This window comes from Streptomyces sp. NPDC107546 (assembly GCF_055639175.1).
Genome location: NZ_JBVKBA010000010.1, coordinates 264,003 through 286,405 on the forward strand (window position 1 = coordinate 264,003; position 22,403 = coordinate 286,405).

Genomic DNA, 22,403 nt, shown 5'->3' on the forward strand with positions numbered 1-22,403 from the left:
CCGGTCCGGGCGCGCCGCGGGTCCGCCCCAGGGCCGGCTGGTGTTGGTGTCGTAGAGCCTCCACGCCGGGTACCGCGGGTCCTCGCCGCGATGGCTTGCGGGGCGCGCAGTTCCCGGGCCTCGGTCCACGCGAAGCCCAGGTGTTGGATGTGGCTGCCTTGCCGAGAAGTTCGAGGCCGTGGTTGAGGCAGCCTGAGTCAAGGTCTACGAACGCGGGATGCCCCGAGCCAAACGTCTGGCTGGGGGCACCCCGCGTCGGGCCTGGCCGTCATGTGCCTGGCTGAGAGGAGCACCGTCCCGCTGTCACCGGGGGATCGGTGGTCGACCGGCCGAAGCGCTGGTGGCGCAGAAGGCACTGCGATCAGTGACCATCAGGCACCTTGATCGTGCGCCGCGTCCGGGAATGCGTGGACAGCGGAGAAGGATCCGGTGTGGCGTTACGGCGTCTGTGTCTTCCAGATGCCGCGGCCGTGCGTGGCCACGTACACCTGGCTGCCGTCCGGGCTCGGCGAGAGGTAGACCGCTGGCGAGGTGGGCAGGTTCGTACCCAGGCGCGCCCAGTGGCCCGCCGAGGTGCTGGTGAACACGCCCAGGTCGGTGGCGACCACGAGGGTGCCGTTCTTGGTGATGAGCGCCGCGTTGGCCGGGGCGTCCGGGAAGGAGTCCGTGGCTGCGGGGTCACCGCTGACGTCCGTCCAGGTCGTGCCGCCGTCGGTGGTCCTCCAGACGTGGCCGTAGCCGGCGCCGGGGCCCTCGTTCCAGTGCCGCGAGAAGCCGTTGATCACCGCGTAGACCGTCTTGCCGGATGCGTCCGACGGGTCGATGGCCAGACCGGAGATGTAGCGGTTCGGGAAGGCGGCGGGCAGGCTCACCTGGTGCCAGGCGCCGCCGTAGTTCGTGGCGATGCCCCGCCCGAAGGTGCCGTCGACCTTTGAGCAGGGGCCGCACCAGGCCGCCCACGTCACGTGGCCCCGGCTGGCGACCGCCGAGGCGGAGTGGCCGGCGCCCAGGTCGTACAGCTTGGTCCAGTCGGCGCCGGAGGTGCTCTTCCAGGTCTTGGTGTTGCCCCAGACGTACTGGCCGCCCGCGACCCACAGGCCGTTCGGGTCGGTCTCGTCCGCGCTGAACGGGGCGATGAAGCGGGCGCCGGGGTCGCCGGGAGCGATGTCGGTGATGACGTCCTCGGAGCCGTCGTCGCTCGCGGTGTAGCCGCAGTTGTTCGTGATCTGCAGCGCCAGGTCGACGTACTCGCCGACCGTCTGGCAGCCGTTGGCGGGATTGACCAGCTGATCGCCGCCGTCACCGCCGAACGGGGAGACCATCTCGCCGTCCGGGTTGAGCTGCTGCCCCTGGTAGGTGGCGCCCTTGGGCGCGAGCAGCGAGACGCCGTTGTCCTGCAGGCCGCCCCAGACGGCGTCGCCGCTGCCGTCGGTCATCCGCCCCGCGCGCACCGAGTAGTACTGGAGGTCGCGCAGGGTGCCGGACTCGTTGAGGTTGCGCCATCCGGCGGTCGCCTGCGTGGTCGGGCGGGCGTAGGCGCCGCCGTCGTTGCCGACGAAGACCTCGGGCGTGCTGCCCCTCCACTGGGAGAAGGCGAGGGCGTGCTGGTCGGAGTGCATCACGTCGCCGTCGCAGGTGTCGGCCGACGGCTCGTACGAGAAGCACGGCATACCGAAGTTCCAGTACCGGCCGATCGCCTTCCAGGTCGCGCCGCCGTCCCGGGACTCGAACATCTCCTCAAGGCCCAGGTAGACGTGGTTCGGGTCGCTCGGGTCGACCGCGATGACCTGGTCGTACCAGGCCTGGGAGCCGGGCTGGTAACCGCTGCCGATCTCGTTGACCTTCATCGCGGAGCCGCTCGTCGACAGCGACGAGGAGGTCGCGATCTGTTTGAAGGAGCCGCTGGCGTTGCCGCTCTGGCTGACGTACACACCGGCGAGGACGGAGTACACGCCGGAGCCGGAGGACTTGTTGAGGAGTTTGGGGGACTCCATCGAGACGTACAGCCTGCTGCCGTCGGCCGCGTAGGCGAAGGCGGCGTTTCCGATCTCGGCGGGGTTGATCGCGCCGGTCGGGTTGGCGCGCTTCCAGGAGGTCCCCGCGTCGTCGGAGTAGTAGAAGCCGTTGTAGTCGGCACCGCTCCGCCAGGCCACATTGGCCAGCAGCTTCCTGCCGTCGGTGCCGGGCTGTACGGCGATGTCGTTGGCGATGTCCGCGTAGTGGCCGTCCACCCCGCAGCTCACGCCGCTGATACCGACGCCCGCGCACGGAGCGAGGACCTTCGTCCAGGCGGAGGTCTGGCCGGCCGACAGCGTGCGCCGGAAGACACCGTGCGAGGAGGCCGCGAAGACGTATCCGGCGGCCTTGTCGAAGGTGAGGGCGTGGATGGAGGCGGAGTCCAGTTCCGTGCCGCCCACCTTGTCGCTCTCGCTGAAGGTGCCGGTGACCGGGTTCGCGAGCCGGTAGACGCCGCTGCCCAGGTAGTTGTCGGAGGCGGTGGTCGCCTCACCGGTGGCCAGCCACAGCGAGCCGTCGGGCGCGACCGCGAGGGCGCCCACGGACAGGGCGGGCAGCCGGTCGGCGATCGGCGTCCAGGTGTTGCCGTCGTCGGCGGAGCGGAACACACCGCCGCCGGCGGCGCCCGCGTAGACCACGCCCTGGTGCGTCGGGTCGGTGGCCAGGGCGGCGATCCGGCCCGCCGAGTGCCCCGCGCCGCCACCGGAGTTGGAGGCCGACTGATCACGGTAGTGCAGCGCGTCCTCGTTGTACGGGGAGGTGGTGACCTCCGACCAACTGCCGGACCTGACGGGCATGTTCTTGACGTGCGCCCAGGCGTCGGCGTAAGCGCCCGACGCGATCTCGCCGCTGGGCGAGAGCCTCGGCTCGTTGAATGCGTCGAGGGACTCCATGAGTTCATGGGACTCCTCGCCCGCCACGTCATGGCGGCTGGAGTCCTTGGCGCTCGCCCCGAACGCGGCGACGGGTCCCGTCCCCGCTATCAGAAGTGCGGCGGCCGCGGCGGCGAGTACCCTTCTGCCACCGCTCTCCGCCTCGCGGCGCGGTCTGCGCCGTGCGGAATACACACGCATGGACTGTCTCCGGCTTCTTCGGCGTAAGTCGCGGCCGCCCCTACGGCCGCACTTGATCTCCTACTGCCGAGCGCGGGAACCGTACTCCCGTACCCTCCCTCAACCACAGGGGTTTACGCCGACTTTACAGCCCGACAAACGTAACGATTGTTAAAAACGGCCTCGTTTGCCACCCGGCCTCCCGGAGCGACGGCACACCTCATCACTTGCAGCGCAGCCGACCGGTTTTCCGTTACCGGAACCCAGGGCGTTCCTGCTGAGCGCCTGCCTTTGGTCGCGAGCCTCGCGGCCGGAAGGCGGGCACCGTCTCAAGACGGCGCCACGGCGGTGCGGAGCCGGCGACGCGTCACCCGGGGATGTGCCCCTCCTTGGTCCGTGCGGCCACCCATAAGGCGATCTGCGTGCGCGACCGCATGCCCAGCTTGTCGCGCACCTTGTCCAGGTGTGTGGCAACCGTATGCGTCGAAAGACCGAGGCGCTCCGCGATCTGCCGGTTGGTCAGCCCCTCGGCGACGAGCTCGGCCACCATGAACTCCCTTCCGGTGAGCCTGGATGGGTCGTCGACGACCTCTACGGTGTCGGTCGTCGCTCGGTGGTCCTCGCCCCTTGTCCGCAGCGCGTACGCGACAAGCCGATCCCCGCGCAGTCGGCGACCGCCACTGACGGCTGCTTCCCGAGCTGCTGCCGGCAGCCCTGTCCTGGCGCGAGCCACCGTGCGTTCCACCTGGTGTCGCCAAGGAGCCTCGGACACGGTGTCGAGTCGGCGGCGTGCCTGCGCGCTCGCCTCGTACAGCAGAAGGGCTCGCCGCATGTCACCGCTTTCGGCAGCCACGAGAGCCAGGCCCTCCACCGGGTAGAGCGCGTGGAAACTCGTTTCGGGGACGATCCGCAGCACGTCCGCGAACAGCGCCTCGGCACTTTCCAGATGCCCCATGGCCAGCCGCACGGCGCCCGCTGTGTGCAGAGCGGCCGCGACCCGGCTCCAGGGGGCCTGCTCCCTGAGCACGGGTAGGCAACGGGACATGAGCATGTCGGCCTCCAGTTCCCCGCCCGCCTGCAGCAGCGCCCATGCCAGGTGATGGGTGCACCACGCGGTGTCCTGGGGTCTGCCCAGCGTGGCGACGACATCAAGGCCCTCGCGCAGATCCGCGACGGCCGCGGCGAACTCCCCTCGGCACAGCCGTGCCGCGGCCCGCGCGTCCAAGGCGTTGGCCAGTCCGGCGGGGTGATTGCGCGTGCGCTCCATGGCCACCGCCTGCTCACCGAGGCGCAGCGCCTGTGCCAGGTCGGCCCGCTGGCAGGCCACGCGCGCGGCAAGCGCCGGTACCGCTCCGCCGAGCGCTCGGCCGCCGGTTTCCCGCAGCAGGCCCGTCAGCAGCGCGCGGGCGGCTGACGGCTGTTCCTGCTCGTAGCGCACACGCGCCAGTTCCAGCTCCAGCCGTGGGTGCGAGGCACCGTCGCGGACGGTGGTGCCGGCCAAGGCCGCCGCGAGACTGTCCCGCTCCACGGCCAGTGGGCTGCCGGCCTGGTCGGGGAACACCTCGTCACCGGCCGGTTCTGCGAGCCCGTTCAGCCACTCGAGGAGCCGGTGCCTGGTGACGTGCAGCTCGCCGGACGTGAGCAGGCGCTCCAGGGCGTAGGCGCGGATGGCGCTCAGCTGTCTGAATCGTGTGGTCCGCGCGTCTCCTGGGAGACGGGCGATCAGGGACTTGGCCTCGAGGGCGCACAGGATGCCGAGTATCTGCGACGGCGCGATACCGTCACCGGCGCAGACCGCCCGCGCCGCAACCGTGTCGAAACCGCCGACGAAGACCGCAAGACGCCGGAAGACCGCCTGTTCGGCCGGATCGAGCAGTCGGTGGCTCCAGTCGATCGCCGCGGCCAGCTCGCTGTGGCGCCTGGGCCCGGTCCTGTGTCCGCCTGTCAGGAGGGACAGCTGGGACATCTGGTCGTCCAGTCCTGCCAGGATGTCACTCAGCGGAAGACTTCCGGCCCGGCGTGCCGCCAGCTCGACGGCGAGCGTCAGGCCGTCCAGCCTGCGGCAGATCTCGGCGACCGTCCGGCCGTTTCCGCGGTGGAGGGTGAATCCTGGTGAGCGACTCGAGGCCCGTTCGACGAACAGCCGGACGGCGTCCGCCCGCAGAAGGACGACCGGGTCGTCTCCGGCATCGGCCGGCGGCAGCGACAGCTCACCGACCCGGAGCACGGTCTCCCCGGGCACCCGCAGGGCCTCTCGACTGGTGGTCAGGATCCGCAGCCGGGGGCAGCGACTCAGCAGGGTCGCGATCAGCCGGGCGCACGGCTCGGCCAGATGCTCGCAGTTGTCCAGGATCAACAACCGGCGGGCGTCGCCGATCGCGTGGACCAGGACGTCGACACCGGATGGTCCCGCCCGTTCCCCCACGTCCAGCGCGGCGGCGACGGACTGTGCGAGCGCGGTGCCGTCGTGCAGCGCGTCGAGTTCGACCAGGTCGACCCGCCCGTGGCGGCCGGGCAGGCCCTTGGCGAACTCCAGAGCCAACCGCGTCTTGCCGACGCCGCCGGTACCAGTCAGGGTCAGGAGCCGTGACGTCCTCAACAGGGTGCGCAGCCGCGACAGTTCCGCCCGTCGGCCCACGAAGGAGTCGAGGGCCCGCGGCAGACCGCGGCCCTGGGCGGTCGGGGAGGCGGCGCTCTGTGCGGGCGGTGACGCGCCCGTCTGCGCCCCGCGGGCATCCCGGCGGGCCGAGCGCTGTCTGAACGCCCGTTGTCGGCATGCGCCGGAGCAGTAGCGAGCCGGTCGACCGCGCAGCGGTCGACCGGTCAGCGGTGCGCCGCACACGTCACATGCCATGCTCCGGTCATCCCCGATTCCGCGCCGCCCATGCCCACGCCGACACGCGACGCCGAGCGGCGGGCGTGGGCCTGGGCGGTGGACCGCCGCAGCGGCGGTGGCCGGCGCCGTCGCAGGGGACCGGCTACCGCTCCGGCGGGAGCATCAGGGCACGGCGTCAGGCTTGACGCCGAGCACAACGGTGCCGGTCACTCCCTTGCCGAGGTCGCTGCCGACTTGCGTGAGGGTCAGCAGGGTGGAGGAGCCGCCGTTGCGGTAGATGCCGTCCCTGGCGTTGAGCGTGCGGGTGGCGGTGTTGTTGCGGTAGGGGGTCAATGTGGCGACCCTGCTGTTGTACGTTTCCGGGAAGTAGAGCTGGCCGGTGTGGGAGACATGGCCTCCCTGGTACCTGCCGCCGGTGACAGTGCCGCCGACATGTGTCTTGACGTGGATGTGGAGGGCACGGCCGACGTACCAGCCGGGGTAGATGGTGGTGAATTCCGCGACGCCGGTGGAGTCGGTCAGTTGCACACCGCGCAGGAAGGTCGTGTCCGGGGTGGAGCCGCCTGCCACGTATCCGGAGTAGACGCCGAGAGCGTCGCAGTGCCAGATGTCGACCGCCGTGCCGGGCAGCGCGGAGCAGGTCGTGGTGTCGATCACCTTGACGCGGAGGGTGAGCGGCACGCCGGGCTTGCCCTCGGTGATGTCCTTGCGGACCGTCTCCAGGTCCAGGTAGTAAGGCCCCTCGGTCTGCTCGGGCGTGAGGACACAGTCGGCGGCCGGCCCGGCCGGGCGCTGGGCCGCGTTGTTCCGGTCTGCGGCTGCCGTCGCCTGCGCGGCCGTGAGACCCAGAGCGGCCGCTCCGAGGGTCGCACCGCCCAGTGCGGCCATGACGGTCCTGCGAGTCGCGCCGACCGGTCCGTCGGCCGGCTCGGGGCCGGGCTCACGTTCTGTGGAATGGGGGCGGGGGGTGTCAGTCATGCTGTGAGAATGGCGCGTGTGGCAGTCCGGTGGGATCGATCGGATGACCGGTGAATCGGCTGCCGTTACGAAACTCACCGCGCCGACGCGCCGACGCGCCGAGGGCACCGGCGGGCCGGCCGGAGCTGGGCGGTGACTCAACTGCACTGGCTCCGTGCGGCCGGCCCGCCGATGGTGATCACGTCATCGGAGCTTCCGTGCGTAGGGCGCGATGGTGATCCGGTCGATCAGCGGTGCGTAGCGGGAGCGGAGCAGGATGCCGGGGAAGGTGTCCGAGGCGTAGGTGGTGCCGTCGAAGTTCGGCAGTTCCTCGGAGCGGAAGGTGATCGTGTTCCGTCCCGTCGTGAGGTGGACCGGGACGGTCAGCTCCCAGAAGTTGTTCTGGTGGAAGGTGTGGGGGAAGTTGACGCGTCGCATGTCGCCGCCATTGACGGTGATGTCGGCGTGGCGGGCGAGCGGGTCGGGGTTGTAGTGGGTGGCTTCGGACTGTTCGGGGTTGGAGTAGCGGATGCGGAGCGCGTAGAGGCCGGTTCGGTCGGCGTCCACGGTGAAGGTCGCGGTGTTGCCGTTGCCGGGATCGCCTCCGATGCCGGTGATCGCCGTTCCGTCGGTGGCCAGGGAGAGCGGGGTGAGCGTGGCGGAGCCCGCGAGCCTGGCGTCCTGCGCCTCGTAGGTACGTGCCGTGAGGGTGCCCTCGGTCGGCGTGACCGTGAGGCGGTCGACGAGGGTGGCGGACGAACCGCCGGTGATTGTCACCTTGTTGATGCCGCCCGAGAGGGAGACCGCCACGCTTCGATGGCCCCGGATCACGTGCGTGACCTCATGCCCGTTGACGGAGAGCCGGGCGTTGGCGGCGCCGAGGGTGTCGATGCTCAGGGTGGCTTCCCGTTCGGCGGGGGAGTAGACCCAGAACGTGGCCGTCGCACCTCGCGGAAGCCGGGCCGCGCCCGAGCCGGTGGCGGGGGTTCCGGCGTCTTCGGACAGGTCGTAGACGGGCCGTGCCCCGCCGCCCAGCCAGGCCAGTTCACCCTCGTACACCTGGGTGGCGGCCGAAGGTGCGGGCAGGGAGAGGGTGAGGCGGTCGACGATGGCGTCGCCCTGGGTGGCGCGCTTGCCGTCGAGGCTCTTCGCGGCGAGCGTGAGAGTGTGCTTGCCCTTGGTGAGGTGGATCTTGGTGTCGGTGTGGTCCCAGACCACCCACTTGTAGCCCAGCGGCAGGTAGAGCTCCTGCTCGCTGTCCGCCCTGCCGTCCACGCGCAGGAAGACGTTGGCGGGGCCCTGCTCCTTCACCTTGTCGAAGGTGTTGAGGGAGTTGGCGAAGACACTCAGGTCGTAGGCGCCGTCCTCGGGCACGTCCACGGTGAAGCCGAGCGTGACGTCGGAGCCGGTGCGCAGGCCCCCCACGTCGTAGCCACCGGAGGTGTAGAACTTCGACACGTCACGGGGTGAGCCTTCCGGGCCGTTCCTGGAGTAGCCGGACCCGGTGTGGGCGGCGTCCTCCGCCTCGTACGACGCCTGCCAGCGCACGGGCGGGGACTGTGTGCCCTTCGCCTTCCCGGCCGGGCTGAGGACGATCTCGTACGCCGAGGACTCCTTCAGCTTCGGCAGCGCGCCGTCGCCGAAGTCGACGACGACCTTGCCGTCGTCACCGACCTCGAGGTTCGTCTCCGTGAGCAGCTTCGGGCCTGAGGAGTCGCCGATCTGCCCGCTCCACTCGATCTCCCGGACCCAGGCGTGCACGCGGTCCCCGAAGACCGTCCTCGGGACATTGTCGAACGTGATGTGGCCGTTGCCGGTGGATCCGCCGAACAGCAGCCGCGCCTGCCGCTTGTCCTCGTCGAGTGTGGCGACGCCCTGCATGGTGTAGTTCTCGCCGGGGAACGGCGGTGTCACCTTCACGGTGTGTCCGCTCATCGAGGCGTACGAGTGCAGCAGCCACCACTGGCCGTTGCCGCGGCCCGCCTGCACGGCGGAGTCGGAGAGGTTGCCGTCGATGTTCCAGTACGCGATGTCGGCGTCCACCTTCGACTCCTCGATCGCGGAGGCCCACTGGATCATCTGGCCGGGGACGGAGGTGTGGTAGTTGAAGGCGTACTCGTTGATGTTGACCGGGAGTCGGGTGCCCTCACGACCGGTGCCCTTGAACAGTTCCTTCTCCCACGCCCGGTACTTGGCGACATTGGCGCGCACCGCCTCGGGATGGCTCAGCTCGTGCCAGGTGATGACGTCGGGGAGGGTGCCGGCGGCCAGGGTATGGGTGAGGAAGCCCTTGACCTGGTCGTAGAGAACGCTGGTGTTGGGGCCGGCGATGCGGGCCTTCGGCATCTTCCCCTTGATGAGCCTGTAGACCTCGTCCCAGGCGGCGAAGTAGTCGTGCGGGTCGTTGAGCCAGCCGACCTTGTCGTAGCTCCACTCGCCGGTGCCGAACATGTTGCCCTCGGGCTCGTTGAACGGCACGAAGACGACGTTGTCCTGGTACTTCGCCGGTAGCCGCAGGACCTGGTCGACCTGCCCCGCGATCTTCTCCTCGTAGCGCTTGAGCTTGTCCTCGGGCGTGTCGCCCGGCCACTCGTACGGGAAGCCGCGGTGGATGTCGGTCATGTAGATGTACACGTCACCGTCGGTGGAGTCGGCCAGCGGCCCGACCACCTCCAGCGCGTCGGCACCGGGGTGCTGTGGGCCGTCCTGCGCCTTCGTGGAGACCGTGCGCAGGCCCATGCCCTCGATGAGGTTGTTGGTGGGGACGTCCGGCCCGTACACACCGTAGAGGGTGCCGGAGGCGCCGCCGTGGAAGGCGCCGGTGTCCGAACCGAGGTCGACATCCAGTTGTCCCTCGCGGACGACGGTGACGGTTGCCTTCACCGCGCGCCCGGCCGCCGTTCCCGCCACGGTGAAGGTCCCCGGCCTGGCGTACTTCTCGGAGGGTACGGCGTCCCAGGCGATCGGGGTGTCACGGTCGTAGCCGTCGGAGAAGGAGGAGCGGACGGCGGCCGGGAGAGTCGGGGAGGTCCCCGTCGTCGTACGGACTTCGAACGACGTCTGCGAGAGCTGCTGGAGGGCGGGCACCTGCCCGACCGTGCCGGCCACCTGCGCGGGGGTGAGCGCGGTGTGCCACACGGTGAAGTCGTCGATCGCGCCCTTGAACAGCGGGTCCGGGTAGAAGGACTTGCCGATGTAACCGGCGGCTGTTGCCGAACTGTCCAGGAGATCCTTGGCCTTGACACCGGTCGCGGCGGAGGAGACCGCGACGCCGTCGAGGTAGGTGGTGACGCGCTGGGCGGAGCTGTCGAGGGTGACGGTGACGGTTCGCCACTGGTCCGCGGGAAGCGCCGCATGGCCGCTCACCTGAGCCTCTGCGCCGCCGCCTCCGGTGGTCACGGCGGTGCGCAGCACCCCGCCGTCGTTGGACGGGGTGGTGAAGAGGTACTTCGTGGTGTCGGTGCCCAGGTCGAAGATCCTTTGCCAGGACGAGTCGGCACCGCTCCACTTCACGCGGGCGGAGACCGTCAGGTCGACCGCGTCCCCGAGTACTTCGCGGGGCAGACGTACGTACGCGCCATGGGAGTCGGGCGCGCCGCCGGGCAGGGCCAGAGCGCTGCCGCCGTCCGCGCCCGCGACGGACTGGGCGGTGGAGCCGTTCACCAGGCTCGCCGTAAGCCCGTTGCCGGAACTGTCAGCGATCCTGCCGGAGGCGAGGTCGTCCTGGTCGAAGGTGTAGTGGGCAGTGGGCTGGGGCGGGTCCGCCGCCTGCGCGGGGGCGGCAGGCGTGGTCAGCAGGCCCGCGCCGAGAGCCACGGCCACGGCGGCCGGGGCCCGGCGCGGCCAGGCGGGGCTGTCAGCGGATGACATCGATCGCGTCCTCAATCCCATGAGTGAGCAGACTGTCGAACCGGTTCGTTCGCATGCGTCGAAGAGCGGGGAACTCTGAGCGGAAGCCGGGAAGCCCGGCCCGTGCTTCGGGGCTGTGGAGCAGGCGGGCTCGCGGTTGCCGGCTGATCACCTCATCGAACCGGTTCGGCGAAGCTAGCACCGGGACGGGCGACCAGCAATCCCTCCGACACAGCGTTCTCCGGGAGTTGGACGGGGCTACGGCAGTGTGAGTCCGAAGTGTTGACAGACGTGCGTCGCCTTCCTGCCCTCGCTTCACGCGAACCGGTTCGACGGCCGGTCCTCGCCCCGTACCTCATTCCATCCCCTGACGACCGGCAGCCGTTCACTCTTGCGGAGTGTCGAACCGGTTCGAGGAAGGAGTCACCGTGAACATCGGTGAGATCGCCCGGCGGGCCGGTGTCTCGCGGAACACCGTGTCCTACGCGCTGAGCGGCAAGCGCCCCGTGTCGGACGACATCCGCCCCAAGGTCCAGCAGGTCATCGACGAGCTGGGGTACCGGCCCGATGCCAGCGCGCGCGCCCTGGCCAATGGCCGGACCAGCACGATCGGCCTGGTCTCGAACCAGGTTGCGGGCCGTAGTCACCGTGCGGCACCGGCGGGGTCAGCTCGGTACGCGTACTCATCCATCGTCGGATCACGGTGTCGTCGGCGATCGGGGGTTCCCCTTCGATCACTGCGGCCCGGAGCCGCATCAGATGCCGCATGGCTCGAGTCGAGCCACTGGGAAACGCCTGCGTGGCGGAGGTCGAATGGTGCCACGGTCACGATCACTGCGCCGTGGGGTTGTCGTAGTCGTTGAGAAAGGGGCTGTGGCGTTCGGTGAGTGGGCCGACGCCGAGATCTTCACGCATGAGCTTGCGCATCTTGGCGGCTGCTTTGCCGCGGGCCTCCCAGCGGGCGCGATCCTCTGGACTGCTGACAGCAGTGCCGTGGACGTAGCCGTCGCAGATGCTTCGCAGGCAGTGGAACACGCTGTTGGAGGCCTGGACGACGGGGTGGGGCGCGATGAGCCACATCCGTTCTGATGCAATGGCTATGCCTGAGTCCCGAAAGGCTTCGCGCAGCGCAAGCACCCGCTCGTCGTCGGACGGGTGCGCTCGCTCGGCCAAGGCCCGCAGGGTCTCACCGAGGACCTTCACCGTGGTCGTGTACTGCGTGTAGATGTCGAGCCGCAGCCGAAGAGCTTCTTTGACATCCTCGCGCTTCCACCGATTCCGATCCGCGATGAGAGTGGCGACGATGCCGATCGTGGCCCCGGCCAGGGTGGAGAGCAGTGGCAACCAATCCATGCGGGCCAGCTTGGGCCATCCCATAACGGCGGCACCAGGTGGGCTAACGGCGGCACCAGGTGGGCTTCGAGGGCGAACCTGTGCCGCCGGCGCCGAGACCACCCGCGCGGATGCCTTCTGACCTGCCGCGAGCCCTCCGAGGTCAACACGCTATTACAACGTGATCACTGGCAAACGGGTGCTTCCGGCGGCATCCGCCTGCACGAACAACAAGACCCCGCACCCAGTGAACTTGCTGGTGACGGGGTCTTTGGGCACCTCATACAGAGTGCTCCCGTGCTCCCGGCAGGATTCGAACCTGCGCACACGGCTCCGGAGCCCAGGTGAGAACGGGACGCCATCAGTGGCCTGACCTGCGGCGGAGGCTTCTATAAGGTGAACGCCGAGCAAGATCATTACGTCCCTATTACGCGGGCCACCTGTCGGCCGGTCGCTCCGGGCCGTATGGTCGAAGCATGATCTCGGGCAGCGGTGGGGGGCCGGTCGACGGCAGCACGGAGTTCACGGCGGAGGGCCTGGCGCCCGTGCTCCGCGAGGCGTGCGCGACAGCCGGACTCGACTCCCGCGGCGCCGAGCTGCTGCGGCTGGGGTCGAACGCGGTCTACCGCCTGGCCTCGTTACGGGGCATCGTCCGCATCGCCCGTGATCCCGCGGTTCTGGCGGAGATGGAACGGACCGTGAAGGTGGCACGGTGGCTGGAGGCACAGGACTTCCCGGCCGCCCGAGTGCCGGCCTCGGTGAGGCAGCCGCTGGTCGTCGGCGGCTTGGTGGTCACCTTCTGGGAGAGCGTCCAGGAGCACGAGCAGTACGCGCCGCTCGGCGAGCTGGCCGACCTGCTGCGTCGCCTGCACTGGCTCGAAGAACCTGAGTCCCTCGGCCTGCCGTACTTCGATCCGATGGCAAAGCTGACGGCGTCCCTCGACGGACTGGACGGCGTGGCCGAGGAGGACCGGGCCTTCCTCGAGGAGCGAGCGGCCAGGCTCTCCAAGGATTATGACCGGCTGGACTTCGTCCTTCCCTTCGGCATGATCCACGGAGACGCCAACATTGGGAACGTCCTCCGGCACCGGGACGGGCAAGCGGTACTCATCGACCTGGACGGCTTCGCGCTCGCTCCACGCGAGTGGGACCTCGTCCTGACGGCGATCTACTACGACCGTTACGGGTGGCACTCAAAGACGGAATACGCGGAGTTCGTCCATCGGTACGGCTTCGACCTCATGAACTGGCCTGGCTACGAGACCTTGGCCGACCTCCGGGAGCTGATGATGGTGGCATGGGTCGGTCACCAGGTCGGAACAAGCGAACGTTCTGCCGCCGAGTTCGCTCGGCGGATACGGTCCCTGCGGACGGGCGAGGGACGCCAGGAGTGGGGCCCTTTCTGAGCGGGGTGTCCGGCTGAGGCCGGTAGCTCATGGTCACTCGTACTGCTCGGAAGCGATCCACAACTTATGTTCGCGGGCCTGCTCTGCAAGCTCACGTGCCGCGCTGCTTCGGCCGGCTCGCTGAGGCTCCGGCGGAACTCGGCGAGGTAGCTGATGCATCGCGCCGACTTGAGCTGTTCTCCGAGATCCAGCGCGTCGAGTGCCACGCGGCAAGCCTCCTCGACGTCCCCGGCCCGCAGGTGGGCGTCGGCCAGGACCATGGTCGCGAAGAAGTCGCTGCGTACGTGGCTGCCGCTCATGGCGTTCTCGGCGTGGGCGACGGCTCGGCGGGCGCTGTTCACGTCACGGAAGCAGTGTGCGGCCTCGGCGGCAAGCTCGGCCTCGTCGAAGTAGCTGATCCACTCCGGCTCGTCGTCGTTATTCCGGCTTTCGAGGGCCTTGGTCGCCGCGCTCAGGGCGGCCTCGCAGGCAGCGACATCGCCGGTACGCGCAAGGGCTCGGGCCTCCATCGCATGGAACTGTGCGCGCAACGTCGGCGTAGCCACCGGAGAGATACCCATGAACGCGGCCCGGGCGAGAGTGGCGGCTTGGGTGTACCGCCCCAGGGACGTCGCCTGATGGCTCATCGCTGACAGGATGCTGCCCGCGAGTCGGCGGTCGTTGGCGTCCTGGGCGAGCCGGAGGGCCTGGAGGAAGTACCGCTGGGCGAGTCCGTGGTGGCAGGCGTCGTAGGACATCCAGCCAGCGAGGAGGGTCGCTTCCGCCACGGTGGAGAACAGGGCCCGGCCTACCTGTTCGGTGTACCGGCCTCGCAGGAGTGGGGCCACATCGTTGTTTAGGTACTGGATGACCGAGTGACGCGCGTGGTCTCCGCCGAACCTGTCGTCAAGATGGGCGAACATGTCCGCCGTGGTCTTTACGGCTGCTACGTCACCGAGACCGACTCGGGTGCCTTCGGTACGCGGCCGGGGGATGCCCGGCTCGGGTGCTACCAACCACCGGAGGGATGCCTCGCTCCAGGCGGGCTCGGAGGGCGCTGCGGTGAGCAACGGGTCGTACTGGTTGAGATCGGCACGCCACAGTTGGCCGACCGTCCGAATGGCGTCATCAGGGCTGGCGGGGTACGCGGCGTCGAGCAAGGCGCCGTCTTCGAGTTGCCCGTGACTCAAACCGAGTTCGGCCGCGCTGGTGGTGAAAGCGTCGCACAGGAGCGGGCCGTAGAAGTCGTCCGGGGTGCTGTGGCCGTTTTCCCAACTGGCGATACGCCGCTTCACACTGGCGTCCGAGGGGAGCTGGTGGCCGCGTCGGGCGGCGGCTTGACGTAACTCCCTTACCAGTCGTGGCTGGCTCCAGCCCCGGCCCGTGCGAGCCTCACGTAAGCGGACACTGGTCGGCTTCAAGGCGGCCTTTCACTCCCTGCGTGATGCCAGTGCGACAACTCGGAGTTCCGTTACTGAATGTACGTGCTGGTCGTCGTTTCGTGCAGGCAGTAACCGGAGCTCGTCTGCAAGGAAGGAGGAGGACGGGGGATGACGCACCGTGCGTGGACGTGTCATCCTCCGTCACCTCTCGTCATCTGCCCTGGCCAGGGGCCTCACCGGAAGTCTGGACATACGGCGGCATCGGCGCCGCACCGTAGTCCGATTGAAGGTGAGACGACGTGCAGAGGATGACCAGGCGTGGCATGGAGTGGCTGTCTGCGGCGGCGGACGACCCGGCGCAGTGCCGACAGGTTTGGGCGGATGATCCTCGGATGCCGTGCCTGCTCGCGACGGGCCGCTTCTTCGACGTGGTGAGCGTAGAACAGCGCCTCGGCTTGGAGATGTTCGACCGGCTCTTGCGCAGTGGTTTGCCGTTCGGTCCGTCGGTCGTCGACCGCAAGGCGCAGCGCGTCGGATTCTTCCTTGGCTCACAGAGTCGCGACGCCTTCACGCACTACCTCCAGCGCGAAACTCCCTCCCCGCCGCCGTACCGGTACCTCGGCCATGGCTCCGCGGTCGTAGTGCCCGGCCCGATCCCGCTTTCAGGTGACCGCTACCAGTGGCTTCGCGCGCCGATGCGCCGGCCGGAGGCTAACCCGCTGCGGCCGGTCGCCCTCGCGACCGCGCTGGTGGCCTCTGCGGAGCTCTTGGCCAGGATCGATCGCTTCGGCGAGCAGTACCCGACTCCGTACGCGGCGGTCGCTGCGCTCCCTGAGGAGACGACCACCGATGCAGGGTGAGCCGACCAGCGGGCACGACTCTGCCACCTGGTCGCCCCTCGACAGCGACGGATGGTACGCGGCCCGAAACGCGACCACCGAACTACGGGACGCCCTCGTACGCGCGGGCCTGGAAAAGGACTTCCCTTATCTGCGCGCGGACTTGAACGCCTTCGGGCAAGGCCTCGTCGAGCTGGGCCGGGTGTCCCCCGACACGGCCGAACGCCTCGCAGAGCTCCTGCGCCTGGCGCTGGCAAGCGGCTTCGGGGTGGACCGCGGCGGCCTCGGACATGCACCGACCAACGCTAACGAGCGCAAGGGAAGGACCTGACGTCATGACCAACCGGCGAGGAGTGGTGGCCAAGCGCGCGGAAGACTTGTCGCCCGGCGTGCCCTACGTCCGCGGCTGGAACCGCGCACGGCGAAGTGCCGGCACTCTGGCCGATCAGCTGGTGCTTCTCGGGCTGGACTCCGACTTCCCCGGCCTGGTGGCCGACGTGAACGTCTTCGGCGACGGGTTGGTGCAGCTGGGCACCGTCCACCCTGAAGCGGCCGGTGTGCTAGCGCAGTTGATCACGGCAGGGCTGGAAGCGGAGAGTCATGGCCCAGCGGATGAACCGCCTATGAACACCCGACGGGAAGCGTCTGCTGCCTGAACCGCGCCTCGGACGCCGGTTGCGCCTCATCCGTACGCGGTCCTCATTCAGACGACCTGGCCCCTTGCGACCTCGTGCCCTGGCACTGGTGCAGGGGGCTCTTCGCTGCCCTGATGCTCTCCCGTGCGCTCTTCGGCCTGCCGCTCGGCCGGGACCGGCGCCCCAGCGCCGCAGCCCGGACGAGCGGCAGGCCGCGAGGGATTACATCACCGCATTAGGAGAGAGGCTGGGTGATCTCGCGCCTGAGCTGCGGCTTCGCTGGCCGAAGAAGCGAGCGGCTACTCGACCGCAGAGGACCGGTGTTAACCGTGGCTGACCCCTGCATCTGGCACGGTTGTGGCACGAACCTCAGCCGTCGACAGTCAGCCACGCCGGTGGGCGCGCCCGACCGACCAGGCGCGCGTGCGCCTCGCTGACCGCCACCGGTCTCCACCACGCTGCCAGTGCCGTCGACCAGAACAAGTTGCGACGGCCGGCACGTGATGACGGTGCCTGAACCTTCAGCTTGGGAAGCTTGGGTCGTCTGGGGGCAGTTGCTGTGCTGACCTGGAGTGGAGTGGCGTTGGAGTCCTGGTCGCACCCGTGGCCAGTGCGCGCTGTTCCCCTTGGTCCCCCGCGCGGTCTGGCACGCGACTGGCACTGCTCCTTCCTCTGAGCTACCTGCAAGCGGGTAGGCCCCGACCGATATTCGCTGCAGGGGCCCGCGTCCTGTCCGTAGGGTCCTGCCTCGATGAAGAGACGCGTGCAGTTCACCGAGCAGGTTGTGCGGTTCCGTGACTACCAGTGCCGCGCACGAGCCGTCACGCTTGTGCGGGGCACTGGTGTTCTGTCTGCCAGGACCGTCTTCCCGGGCCGGGTTCGTGTCACCGGTACCGGCGCGCTGAGCCTGGTCCTCGAAGGGCTCGTCGGGTGCGACAGCGGCTCAGCGCTTGGTGAGCTGGCTCGGCGCCGGGCCGGGGTCAGCGGTCACGGCGGTGCGCCGGCCGCGGCGCTCCAGGGCGGTGGACCACAAGGCGAGCCCGAGGGCGGCGGCGGCCATGAGTGCGCCGACCCAGTTGGGGGCGGTGTAACCGAAGCCGGCGGAGATGACGAGGCCGCCGAGCCACGCGGACAGAGCGTTGCCGAGGTTGAAAGCACCGACGTTGAGGGCGGAGGCCAGGGTCGGGGCACCGTGGGCCTGGTCGAGAACACGCTTGTTCAGTGGCGGCACGGTGGCGAACCCGAACGCGCCGACGAGCATGATGGTGATCGCCGCGAGGATCTTGTTGTGTGCGGTGAAGGTGAACAAGGCCAGCACCACGGCCAGTCCGCCGAGCGCGACGTAGAGCATCGGCATCAGCGCACGGTCGGCGAGTCTGCCGCCGGCGAGGTTGCCGATGACCATGCCGATGCCGAGCAGGATCAGCAGCCAGGTCAGTGAGCCCTCGGAGAAGCCCGCGACCCGGGTCATCATCGGGGCGATGTACGTGATCGCGGCGAAGACGCCGCCGAAGCCGAGCACGGTTATCGCCATCGCGAGGGGAACCTGCGGGTTGCGCAGGGCGGTGATCTCGTGCCGCAGGTGGACGCCTTCGGGGCGGGGCATGGCGGGGACGAACTTGGCCAGCGCGAGCAGTGCGATCACGCCGAGGGCGGCGACAAGGGTGAAGGTGACGCGCCAGCCGGCGGCCTGGCCGATGTAGGTACCGAGCGGGACGCCCACGACGTTGGCGACGGTCAGGCCGGTGAGCGTGATGGCGATGGCGCTGGCCTTCTTCTCCGGGGCGACCAGTTCGGTGGCGAGGACCACGCCGATGCCGAAGTATGCGCCGTGCGCGAGCGAGGTGACGACGCGCCCGGCGAGCATCAGCCCGAAGTTGGGGGCGAGCGCGGACAGCAGGTTGCCGAGGACGAACAGGGCCATCAGCAGCAGCAGTATCCGCTTGCGGGACATCTTCGTGCCGAGTGCGGTCATCAGCGGGGAGCCGAACACGACGCCGAGGGCGTAGACGGTGACCAGCAGTCCGGCGGTGGGAATGCTGATGTGGAAGTCGGTGGCGATCTGGGGCAGCAATCCCGTGGGGATGAACTCCGTGGTTCCGAGGCCGAAGGCACCGATGGCGAGAGCAAGAAGCGCCAGGGGCATGGGTTCAACCCTTCCGTGTTGCTTGAGTGAGTACTTGATGTCCAGGCCGCCTCCGGACTGCCGGGCAACAGCGCGCTGAAGATTGTGTGGGGTAGAGGGGAAGTTGAAGCCGGCCAGGCCCGGCCGGCCGCGACCGCGGCCTCGGGCTTGACCGGGCGGTGAACCACGCCCTGTTCATCCGGTCCCTCGACCGTTGCGGCACGGGATCGCGCCGGTGGAGACTTTCGTGACCACCGGCGCGATCCTGTCTACGGAGCTGTTCCTTGCCGTCCGCGGGGATGGCCGTTGCTCATCCCTGGATGGTGAGAGTTACTTCTGCAGGAAGGACTGCAGTGCGGCGGTCACTTCCTTCGGCCTCTCCTCGTTCACGAAGTGGCCGGTCTTGGCCAGGACTCGTCCCTGGACGTTCTCGGCGTACTCGTGCCACTGGTTGGGGACTCCGGAACCGAAGGAGTACTCACCACCGATCGCGAGGATGGGCATCTTCAGCTTGCCCTGGGCCAGGAACTCCTTGTTCTGCTGAACATCCGTGCGGAGCCCACGGTAGACGTTCATCCAGGCCGTCGCACGGCCGGGCTCCTTCAGGAAGTGGGAGTAGTAGTCGAAGTCCGACGCCGTGAACGGCGACTTGTCGCGGTTCACGTACTCAAGCATCATGTCGTGGACGATGACGCGCTCGTGACCGGCGATGAGCTTTTCAGCGAGAGGCATCTGGAACAGGCCGAAGTGCCACGGCGAGGGCCTGTTCGGGTCGGCGTTGAGCGCGGCGTAGGTGTAGATGCTCTTGTCCGGGACGGGAGCTTCCATCACAGCCATGCTCCGCACCTCCGAGCGGTACTGCGCCGCGTAGCCGTAGGCGACCCACATACCGATGTCGTGGGCGACCACCTGGACGCCGTTGTTGAGCTTCAGCTGTGTCAGCAGCTGATGTACGTCCTTCGACAACTGCACTGCGTCGTAGCCACTCTTGGTGACCTGGGACTGGCCGGCACCACGCAGGTCGACGGCGATCACGGTGTGGTTCTTGGAGAGCGGAACCATCTCCTTGCGCCACTCGGACCAGTCCTCGGGGAACCCGTGGATCATCACCACAGGTGAGCCCTTACCACCCCGCACGTAGTGCATACGGAATCCATTCACTTCCGCGAACTTGGACCGAAAACCAGCGGGTGGCTGAGACTGCGGGTAAGACGACGTCGGGCGGAGTGCCGAGGAGTCATGCTCGCGACTCTCACCCCATGCTCCGGAGCTCAAAGCCACGGAACCCACCAGGAGAGCCACCACAGCCGTGACGAGCGCGATGAGCTTGTTGATCTTCCCTGCTCCGGTACGTGGATCTTCGCTGGACAGCTTGCTGTCGCTCATCTTCTTGCTCTCTCTGTGTGTCGGGGTTCACTGCAGGCGCCGTGTACGCGGTGCTGCCGGGCTCCCGTACGGGTTGGTGCCGACGGTCGCTTTGGGCTTGTCGGCCCACTCCTGGAGTTAACGCTGTCCGGGACTGGGCTGTCAAGCCCAATCCAGGTATCGTCCGAAGCATGAAACCCACCACAGAAGCTCGGGAGCCCCAGCCCGGTGGCGCTCTTGGAGCACTCCGAGGCCATCCAGGCGGCCTGCTGGTCGAAGGCGTAGGTGTGTCCAGTGCCGTGACGGGCCCAGGGCACCGCCGTCACCGTCACCCTGTGTCGGCAGCAGTCCACCCGCGGCGCGTCGGCTTCCCGGAAGACCAGCATCACCCCGTGGTCGAGGTCCCGCCACCGACGTCGGCCCCGCCTGGCGTCGAACCAGGGCGCCGGACCGGCCCGGCGGTGGGCGGAGGCGTTATATCGCTCATGGGAACTCTCCGTTGTTATTGATATGACCTGTGTGCTACCCCCCTGCGAGTGGCAGAGATTGACGTGGACACCGCCCAGGACCGGGGGGCCTGGCGGCATCCGGTGCGGTTCATCCGCCTCCGTGAGGGACATAGCGCCACAGGACGTTGCCGCCTTCGGTGAGGGCGCCGTGCCCGCCGCCGGGTGACCGCACGGTCAGAGCTGCCCTGTGCATCTCGAGACAGCTCCGGAACGTCGAGGAGTGATCCTGGCGCTGTGTCGGCCTCTCCGCGCTGTCGGAGACTGGCTGACGGCCGCCCGGAGAACTTTTCCGCGTATTCACCGCAGCCACCCGCAGAAACCCGGTGACAGCCGGACAGCGCCGGGCCTTCCTCGCGATCACCGGGGGAGTGTCCGGCGCACCTCTGTGTGGGGCTGCACCCGCCCTGACCAGCAAAAAACCCTCCCCGAAGGGAGGGCGGAAACTGGCGCCCCCGGCAGGACTCGAACCTGCGGCCAAGCGCTTAGAAGGCGCACTTCTGGTTTGCCCACAGTGGGCCACTGACCTGGGCAGATGTACGGCCTGGAGTAGCCTCGCATGCCGACTTCGACACGCATTCGACTGGCTTTTTCGCGTGCGGCCACGCTGGTGGCAGTGCACACTTCTTCGCCGTGGAGATCATCAAGGGCGAGCTTCGGCGTCTGCGGTCCGGTCTCGGAGCTGATGACAGTCAGCAGAGACCGTTTCTCGTGCGGGTCCGGTTCGCCGCCGAAGATCCGGCACGGGTCATCGCTGATGCCCGTGCTGTGCTGACGTCTGTGGTCGAGCGGACGGATGACTGGCCCGCCTTCGAGCGGTGGCCGGAGCTGCTGCCGGCGTGGTTCGTGCAGCGGTGCGCGCCGGAGCACGCGGAGTCGGGGGCTGGCCTGCCATTCGACGCCCAGGCCTGGCTCCGGAAGTGGCAGGCGATGACGCCTGAGCAGAAGGCGGAGTTCAGTCAAGGGCCTTGGACGCTGTCAGGCTGGCTCTACTACTTCGACCCGACCGAGGAGGGGATGGGCGACGACCGCAGCTGGTGGTGGTGGGACGCGGGGTCGGACGAGCCGGGCATGGGCTGGGTTGAGGTAGCTACCACCGGTTGGCCCTTCGGCAGCGGTTCGCTGTCTTGGCTGATCGAGGCCAGCGGTGGCGGAGATCTCACGTATGGCGCGTGAGCGTCCGGGACGCCGGTGGTGGTAGGTGCTGTGCAGCACTCGCGTCGACCATCGCTTTACAAGTGCCGTGGATGTCAGAGTTTCTGATGCTGTACTTCCCTACTGCCCGACGCAAGCGTCAGGGCGGGAGTCCGGCGCGCACCTCAGTGAGAGGCATCGACTGCGATCACCGCGGTCAACACTGCGGCTATGCACAAACCAACGATCATCAGATATCCCTCTTGTGTCTTCCATATCGACTTCTTCAGAATCCTTTCAGTCGTCGCCCTGTTCGGCTTCAGAGGGTCGTAAACAACTCGAACGACGGATTCATCCCCCACGAGTCCAAGATCCTCGGCTGCGATCGTGACATAGTGGCTTTCTCCTCTTTCGTCCTGATAAACGACATCGATTGAAGAAATGTTTGCGTTCCAGCTCGTACCGCCGCATCTACCTTCGGTTCGAACTCCTCTCCTCCTGAGGATCCGCACGTCGCGCAACCCGAAAATTCCCAGCCCCAAACTCGCCAACGCTGGCACATACACCAAGAAGAGGCCCAAATCAGTACCTTTCGTCTTCCGCTGTCAGTGACAACGGGTCAAGGAATGGCTATCGCGTGTTGTCGCGCGGCTCAAGTGGTCGGTGGAGCCTTCGTGGGCGAGTCAAGCTCCATCGAGCGCGATCAGTAGCCGAAGAACTGGTTTCAAAGGCCGCCCAAGTCGACGGAGATTGCTGGGCGTTCGGTTGACTTACGCTGATGTGCCCGCTATTTGTCGTCGCTTGTCGACGTTGGTCACTGTCGGACGGCCCAGAGACGGCCCAGCCTTAGACGCCGTTTCTTATGGTGCGTCTGAACACGCGCGCTGGAGGACAACGAAGGCCCTGCCGAGGGAGTCAGCAGGGAACAGTCGCAGGACGGTGGCCCGGTTCGGCGTCGTGATGACGTAGTGCCGCGCCAGGTAGGAGAGA

The 22,403-nt window shown here is 68.3% G+C and carries 13 protein-coding genes, 1 tRNA gene and 2 pseudogenes; 6 read left to right on the forward strand and 10 right to left on the reverse strand.

The features are described 5' to 3' along the window. Positions 1–437: 437 nt before the first annotated feature. The 4 genes from ACZ7L1_RS17845 to ACZ7L1_RS17860 form a co-directional block, all read right to left on the reverse strand. Positions 438–3,089 (reverse strand): WD40/YVTN/BNR-like repeat-containing protein, encoded by a 2,652-nt coding sequence (locus tag ACZ7L1_RS17845; RefSeq protein WP_471438150.1) that lies wholly within the window; start codon positions 3,087–3,089, stop codon positions 438–440. Between the two features lie 346 nt (positions 3,090–3,435). After that, the gene (locus tag ACZ7L1_RS17850) at positions 3,436–5,922 is read right to left on the reverse strand and encodes an ATP-binding protein (RefSeq protein WP_471438151.1); all 2,487 of its coding nucleotides are present in this window, start codon (positions 5,920–5,922) and stop codon (positions 3,436–3,438) included. A 144-nt stretch (positions 5,923–6,066) separates the two neighbouring features. Continuing rightward, a complete protein-coding gene (locus ACZ7L1_RS17855; RefSeq protein ID WP_471438153.1) occupies positions 6,067–6,882 on the reverse strand; it encodes an intradiol ring-cleavage dioxygenase in 816 nt (271 codons plus the stop codon). 183 nt (positions 6,883–7,065) lie between these two features. After that, on the reverse strand, positions 7,066–10,731 hold the full coding sequence (locus tag ACZ7L1_RS17860; protein ID WP_471438155.1) for a LamG-like jellyroll fold domain-containing protein: 3,666 nt from the start codon (positions 10,729–10,731) through the stop codon (positions 7,066–7,068). A 407-nt stretch (positions 10,732–11,138) separates the two neighbouring features. Here ACZ7L1_RS17860 and ACZ7L1_RS17865 point away from each other — a divergent pair. Then, positions 11,139–11,330 (forward strand): annotated as a pseudogene (locus ACZ7L1_RS17865) (LacI family DNA-binding transcriptional regulator); the annotation flags it as partial. Positions 11,331–11,541: 211 nt separating this feature from the next. Here ACZ7L1_RS17865 and ACZ7L1_RS17870 read toward each other — a convergent pair. Then, positions 11,542–12,063 carry a hypothetical protein gene (locus ACZ7L1_RS17870; protein WP_471438156.1) on the reverse strand — a complete coding sequence of 174 codons (522 nt, stop codon included), beginning with the start codon at positions 12,061–12,063 and terminating at the stop codon, positions 11,542–11,544. Between the two features lie 455 nt (positions 12,064–12,518). On the opposite strand from ACZ7L1_RS17870, the gene ACZ7L1_RS17875 reads away from it, so the two are divergent. After that, positions 12,519–13,448 carry a phosphotransferase family protein gene (locus ACZ7L1_RS17875; RefSeq protein ID WP_471438158.1) on the forward strand — a complete coding sequence of 310 codons (930 nt, stop codon included), beginning with the start codon at positions 12,519–12,521 and terminating at the stop codon, positions 13,446–13,448. Between the two features lie 33 nt (positions 13,449–13,481). Here ACZ7L1_RS17875 and ACZ7L1_RS17880 read toward each other — a convergent pair. After that, positions 13,482–14,722: pseudogene (locus ACZ7L1_RS17880) on the reverse strand (hypothetical protein). 386 nt (positions 14,723–15,108) lie between these two features. On the opposite strand from ACZ7L1_RS17880, the gene ACZ7L1_RS17885 reads away from it, so the two are divergent. The 3 genes from ACZ7L1_RS17885 to ACZ7L1_RS17895 are packed head-to-tail and all read left to right on the forward strand — an operon-like array spanning position 15,109 to position 16,304. Beyond that, positions 15,109–15,669, forward strand: coding sequence for a bifunctional DNA primase/polymerase (locus ACZ7L1_RS17885; RefSeq protein ID WP_471438160.1), 561 nt, complete (start codon positions 15,109–15,111; stop codon positions 15,667–15,669). Further along, positions 15,659–15,979 (forward strand): hypothetical protein, encoded by a 321-nt coding sequence (locus ACZ7L1_RS17890; protein ID WP_471438162.1) that lies wholly within the window; start codon positions 15,659–15,661, stop codon positions 15,977–15,979. Before ACZ7L1_RS17885 ends, ACZ7L1_RS17890 begins: the two co-directional genes overlap by 11 nt. A 4-nt stretch (positions 15,980–15,983) precedes the next feature. Then, positions 15,984–16,304: a hypothetical protein gene (locus tag ACZ7L1_RS17895; RefSeq protein WP_471438164.1), complete on the forward strand. Its 321-nt coding sequence runs from the start codon at positions 15,984–15,986 to the stop codon at positions 16,302–16,304. A 922-nt stretch (positions 16,305–17,226) separates the two neighbouring features. On the opposite strand, the gene ACZ7L1_RS17900 is transcribed toward ACZ7L1_RS17895, so the two are convergent. From ACZ7L1_RS17900 to ACZ7L1_RS17910, 3 genes are all read right to left on the reverse strand, one after another. Continuing rightward, a complete protein-coding gene (locus ACZ7L1_RS17900; RefSeq protein WP_471438166.1) occupies positions 17,227–18,429 on the reverse strand; it encodes an MFS transporter in 1,203 nt (400 codons plus the stop codon). A gap of 309 nt (positions 18,430–18,738) precedes the next feature. Then, on the reverse strand, positions 18,739–19,554 hold the full coding sequence (locus ACZ7L1_RS17905) for an alpha/beta fold hydrolase (RefSeq protein ID WP_471438168.1): 816 nt from the start codon (positions 19,552–19,554) through the stop codon (positions 18,739–18,741). Positions 19,555–20,726: 1,172 nt separating this feature from the next. Next, positions 20,727–20,799 (reverse strand) — tRNA-OTHER (locus tag ACZ7L1_RS17910). A gap of 113 nt (positions 20,800–20,912) precedes the next feature. Here ACZ7L1_RS17910 and ACZ7L1_RS17915 point away from each other — a divergent pair. Next, positions 20,913–21,455: an HMG-box domain-containing protein gene (locus ACZ7L1_RS17915; RefSeq protein WP_471438170.1), complete on the forward strand. Its 543-nt coding sequence runs from the start codon at positions 20,913–20,915 to the stop codon at positions 21,453–21,455. Positions 21,456–21,598: 143 nt separating this feature from the next. Here the strand turns inward: ACZ7L1_RS17915 and ACZ7L1_RS17920 are convergent, their stop codons facing one another. After that, entirely contained in the window at positions 21,599–21,994 is a 396-nt protein-coding gene (locus ACZ7L1_RS17920) for a hypothetical protein (RefSeq protein WP_471438172.1), read from the reverse strand. Between the last annotated feature and the right edge of the window lie 409 nt (positions 21,995–22,403).

What these genes read in the sequence shown, in the direction of transcription:
- ACZ7L1_RS17855 (WP_471438153.1), bottom strand. Translation starts at nt 6,882, where the DNA reads ATGACTGACACCCCCCGCCCCCATTCCACAGAACGTGAGCCCGGCCCC.
- ACZ7L1_RS17845 (WP_471438150.1), bottom strand. Translation starts at nt 3,089, where the DNA reads ATGCGTGTGTATTCCGCACGGCGCAGACCGCGCCGCGAGGCGGAGAGC.
- ACZ7L1_RS17875 (WP_471438158.1), top strand. Translation starts at nt 12,519, where the DNA reads ATGATCTCGGGCAGCGGTGGGGGGCCGGTCGACGGCAGCACGGAGTTC.
- ACZ7L1_RS17900 (WP_471438166.1), bottom strand. Translation starts at nt 18,429, where the DNA reads ATGCCCCTGGCGCTTCTTGCTCTCGCCATCGGTGCCTTCGGCCTCGGA.
- ACZ7L1_RS17850 (WP_471438151.1), bottom strand. Translation starts at nt 5,922, where the DNA reads ATGGCATGTGACGTGTGCGGCGCACCGCTGACCGGTCGACCGCTGCGC.
- ACZ7L1_RS17890 (WP_471438162.1), top strand. Translation starts at nt 15,659, where the DNA reads ATGCAGGGTGAGCCGACCAGCGGGCACGACTCTGCCACCTGGTCGCCC.
- ACZ7L1_RS17895 (WP_471438164.1), top strand. Translation starts at nt 15,984, where the DNA reads ATGACCAACCGGCGAGGAGTGGTGGCCAAGCGCGCGGAAGACTTGTCG.
- ACZ7L1_RS17905 (WP_471438168.1), bottom strand. Translation starts at nt 19,554, where the DNA reads ATGCACTACGTGCGGGGTGGTAAGGGCTCACCTGTGGTGATGATCCAC.
- ACZ7L1_RS17870 (WP_471438156.1), bottom strand. Translation starts at nt 12,063, where the DNA reads ATGGATTGGTTGCCACTGCTCTCCACCCTGGCCGGGGCCACGATCGGC.
- ACZ7L1_RS17860 (WP_471438155.1), bottom strand. Translation starts at nt 10,731, where the DNA reads ATGTCATCCGCTGACAGCCCCGCCTGGCCGCGCCGGGCCCCGGCCGCC.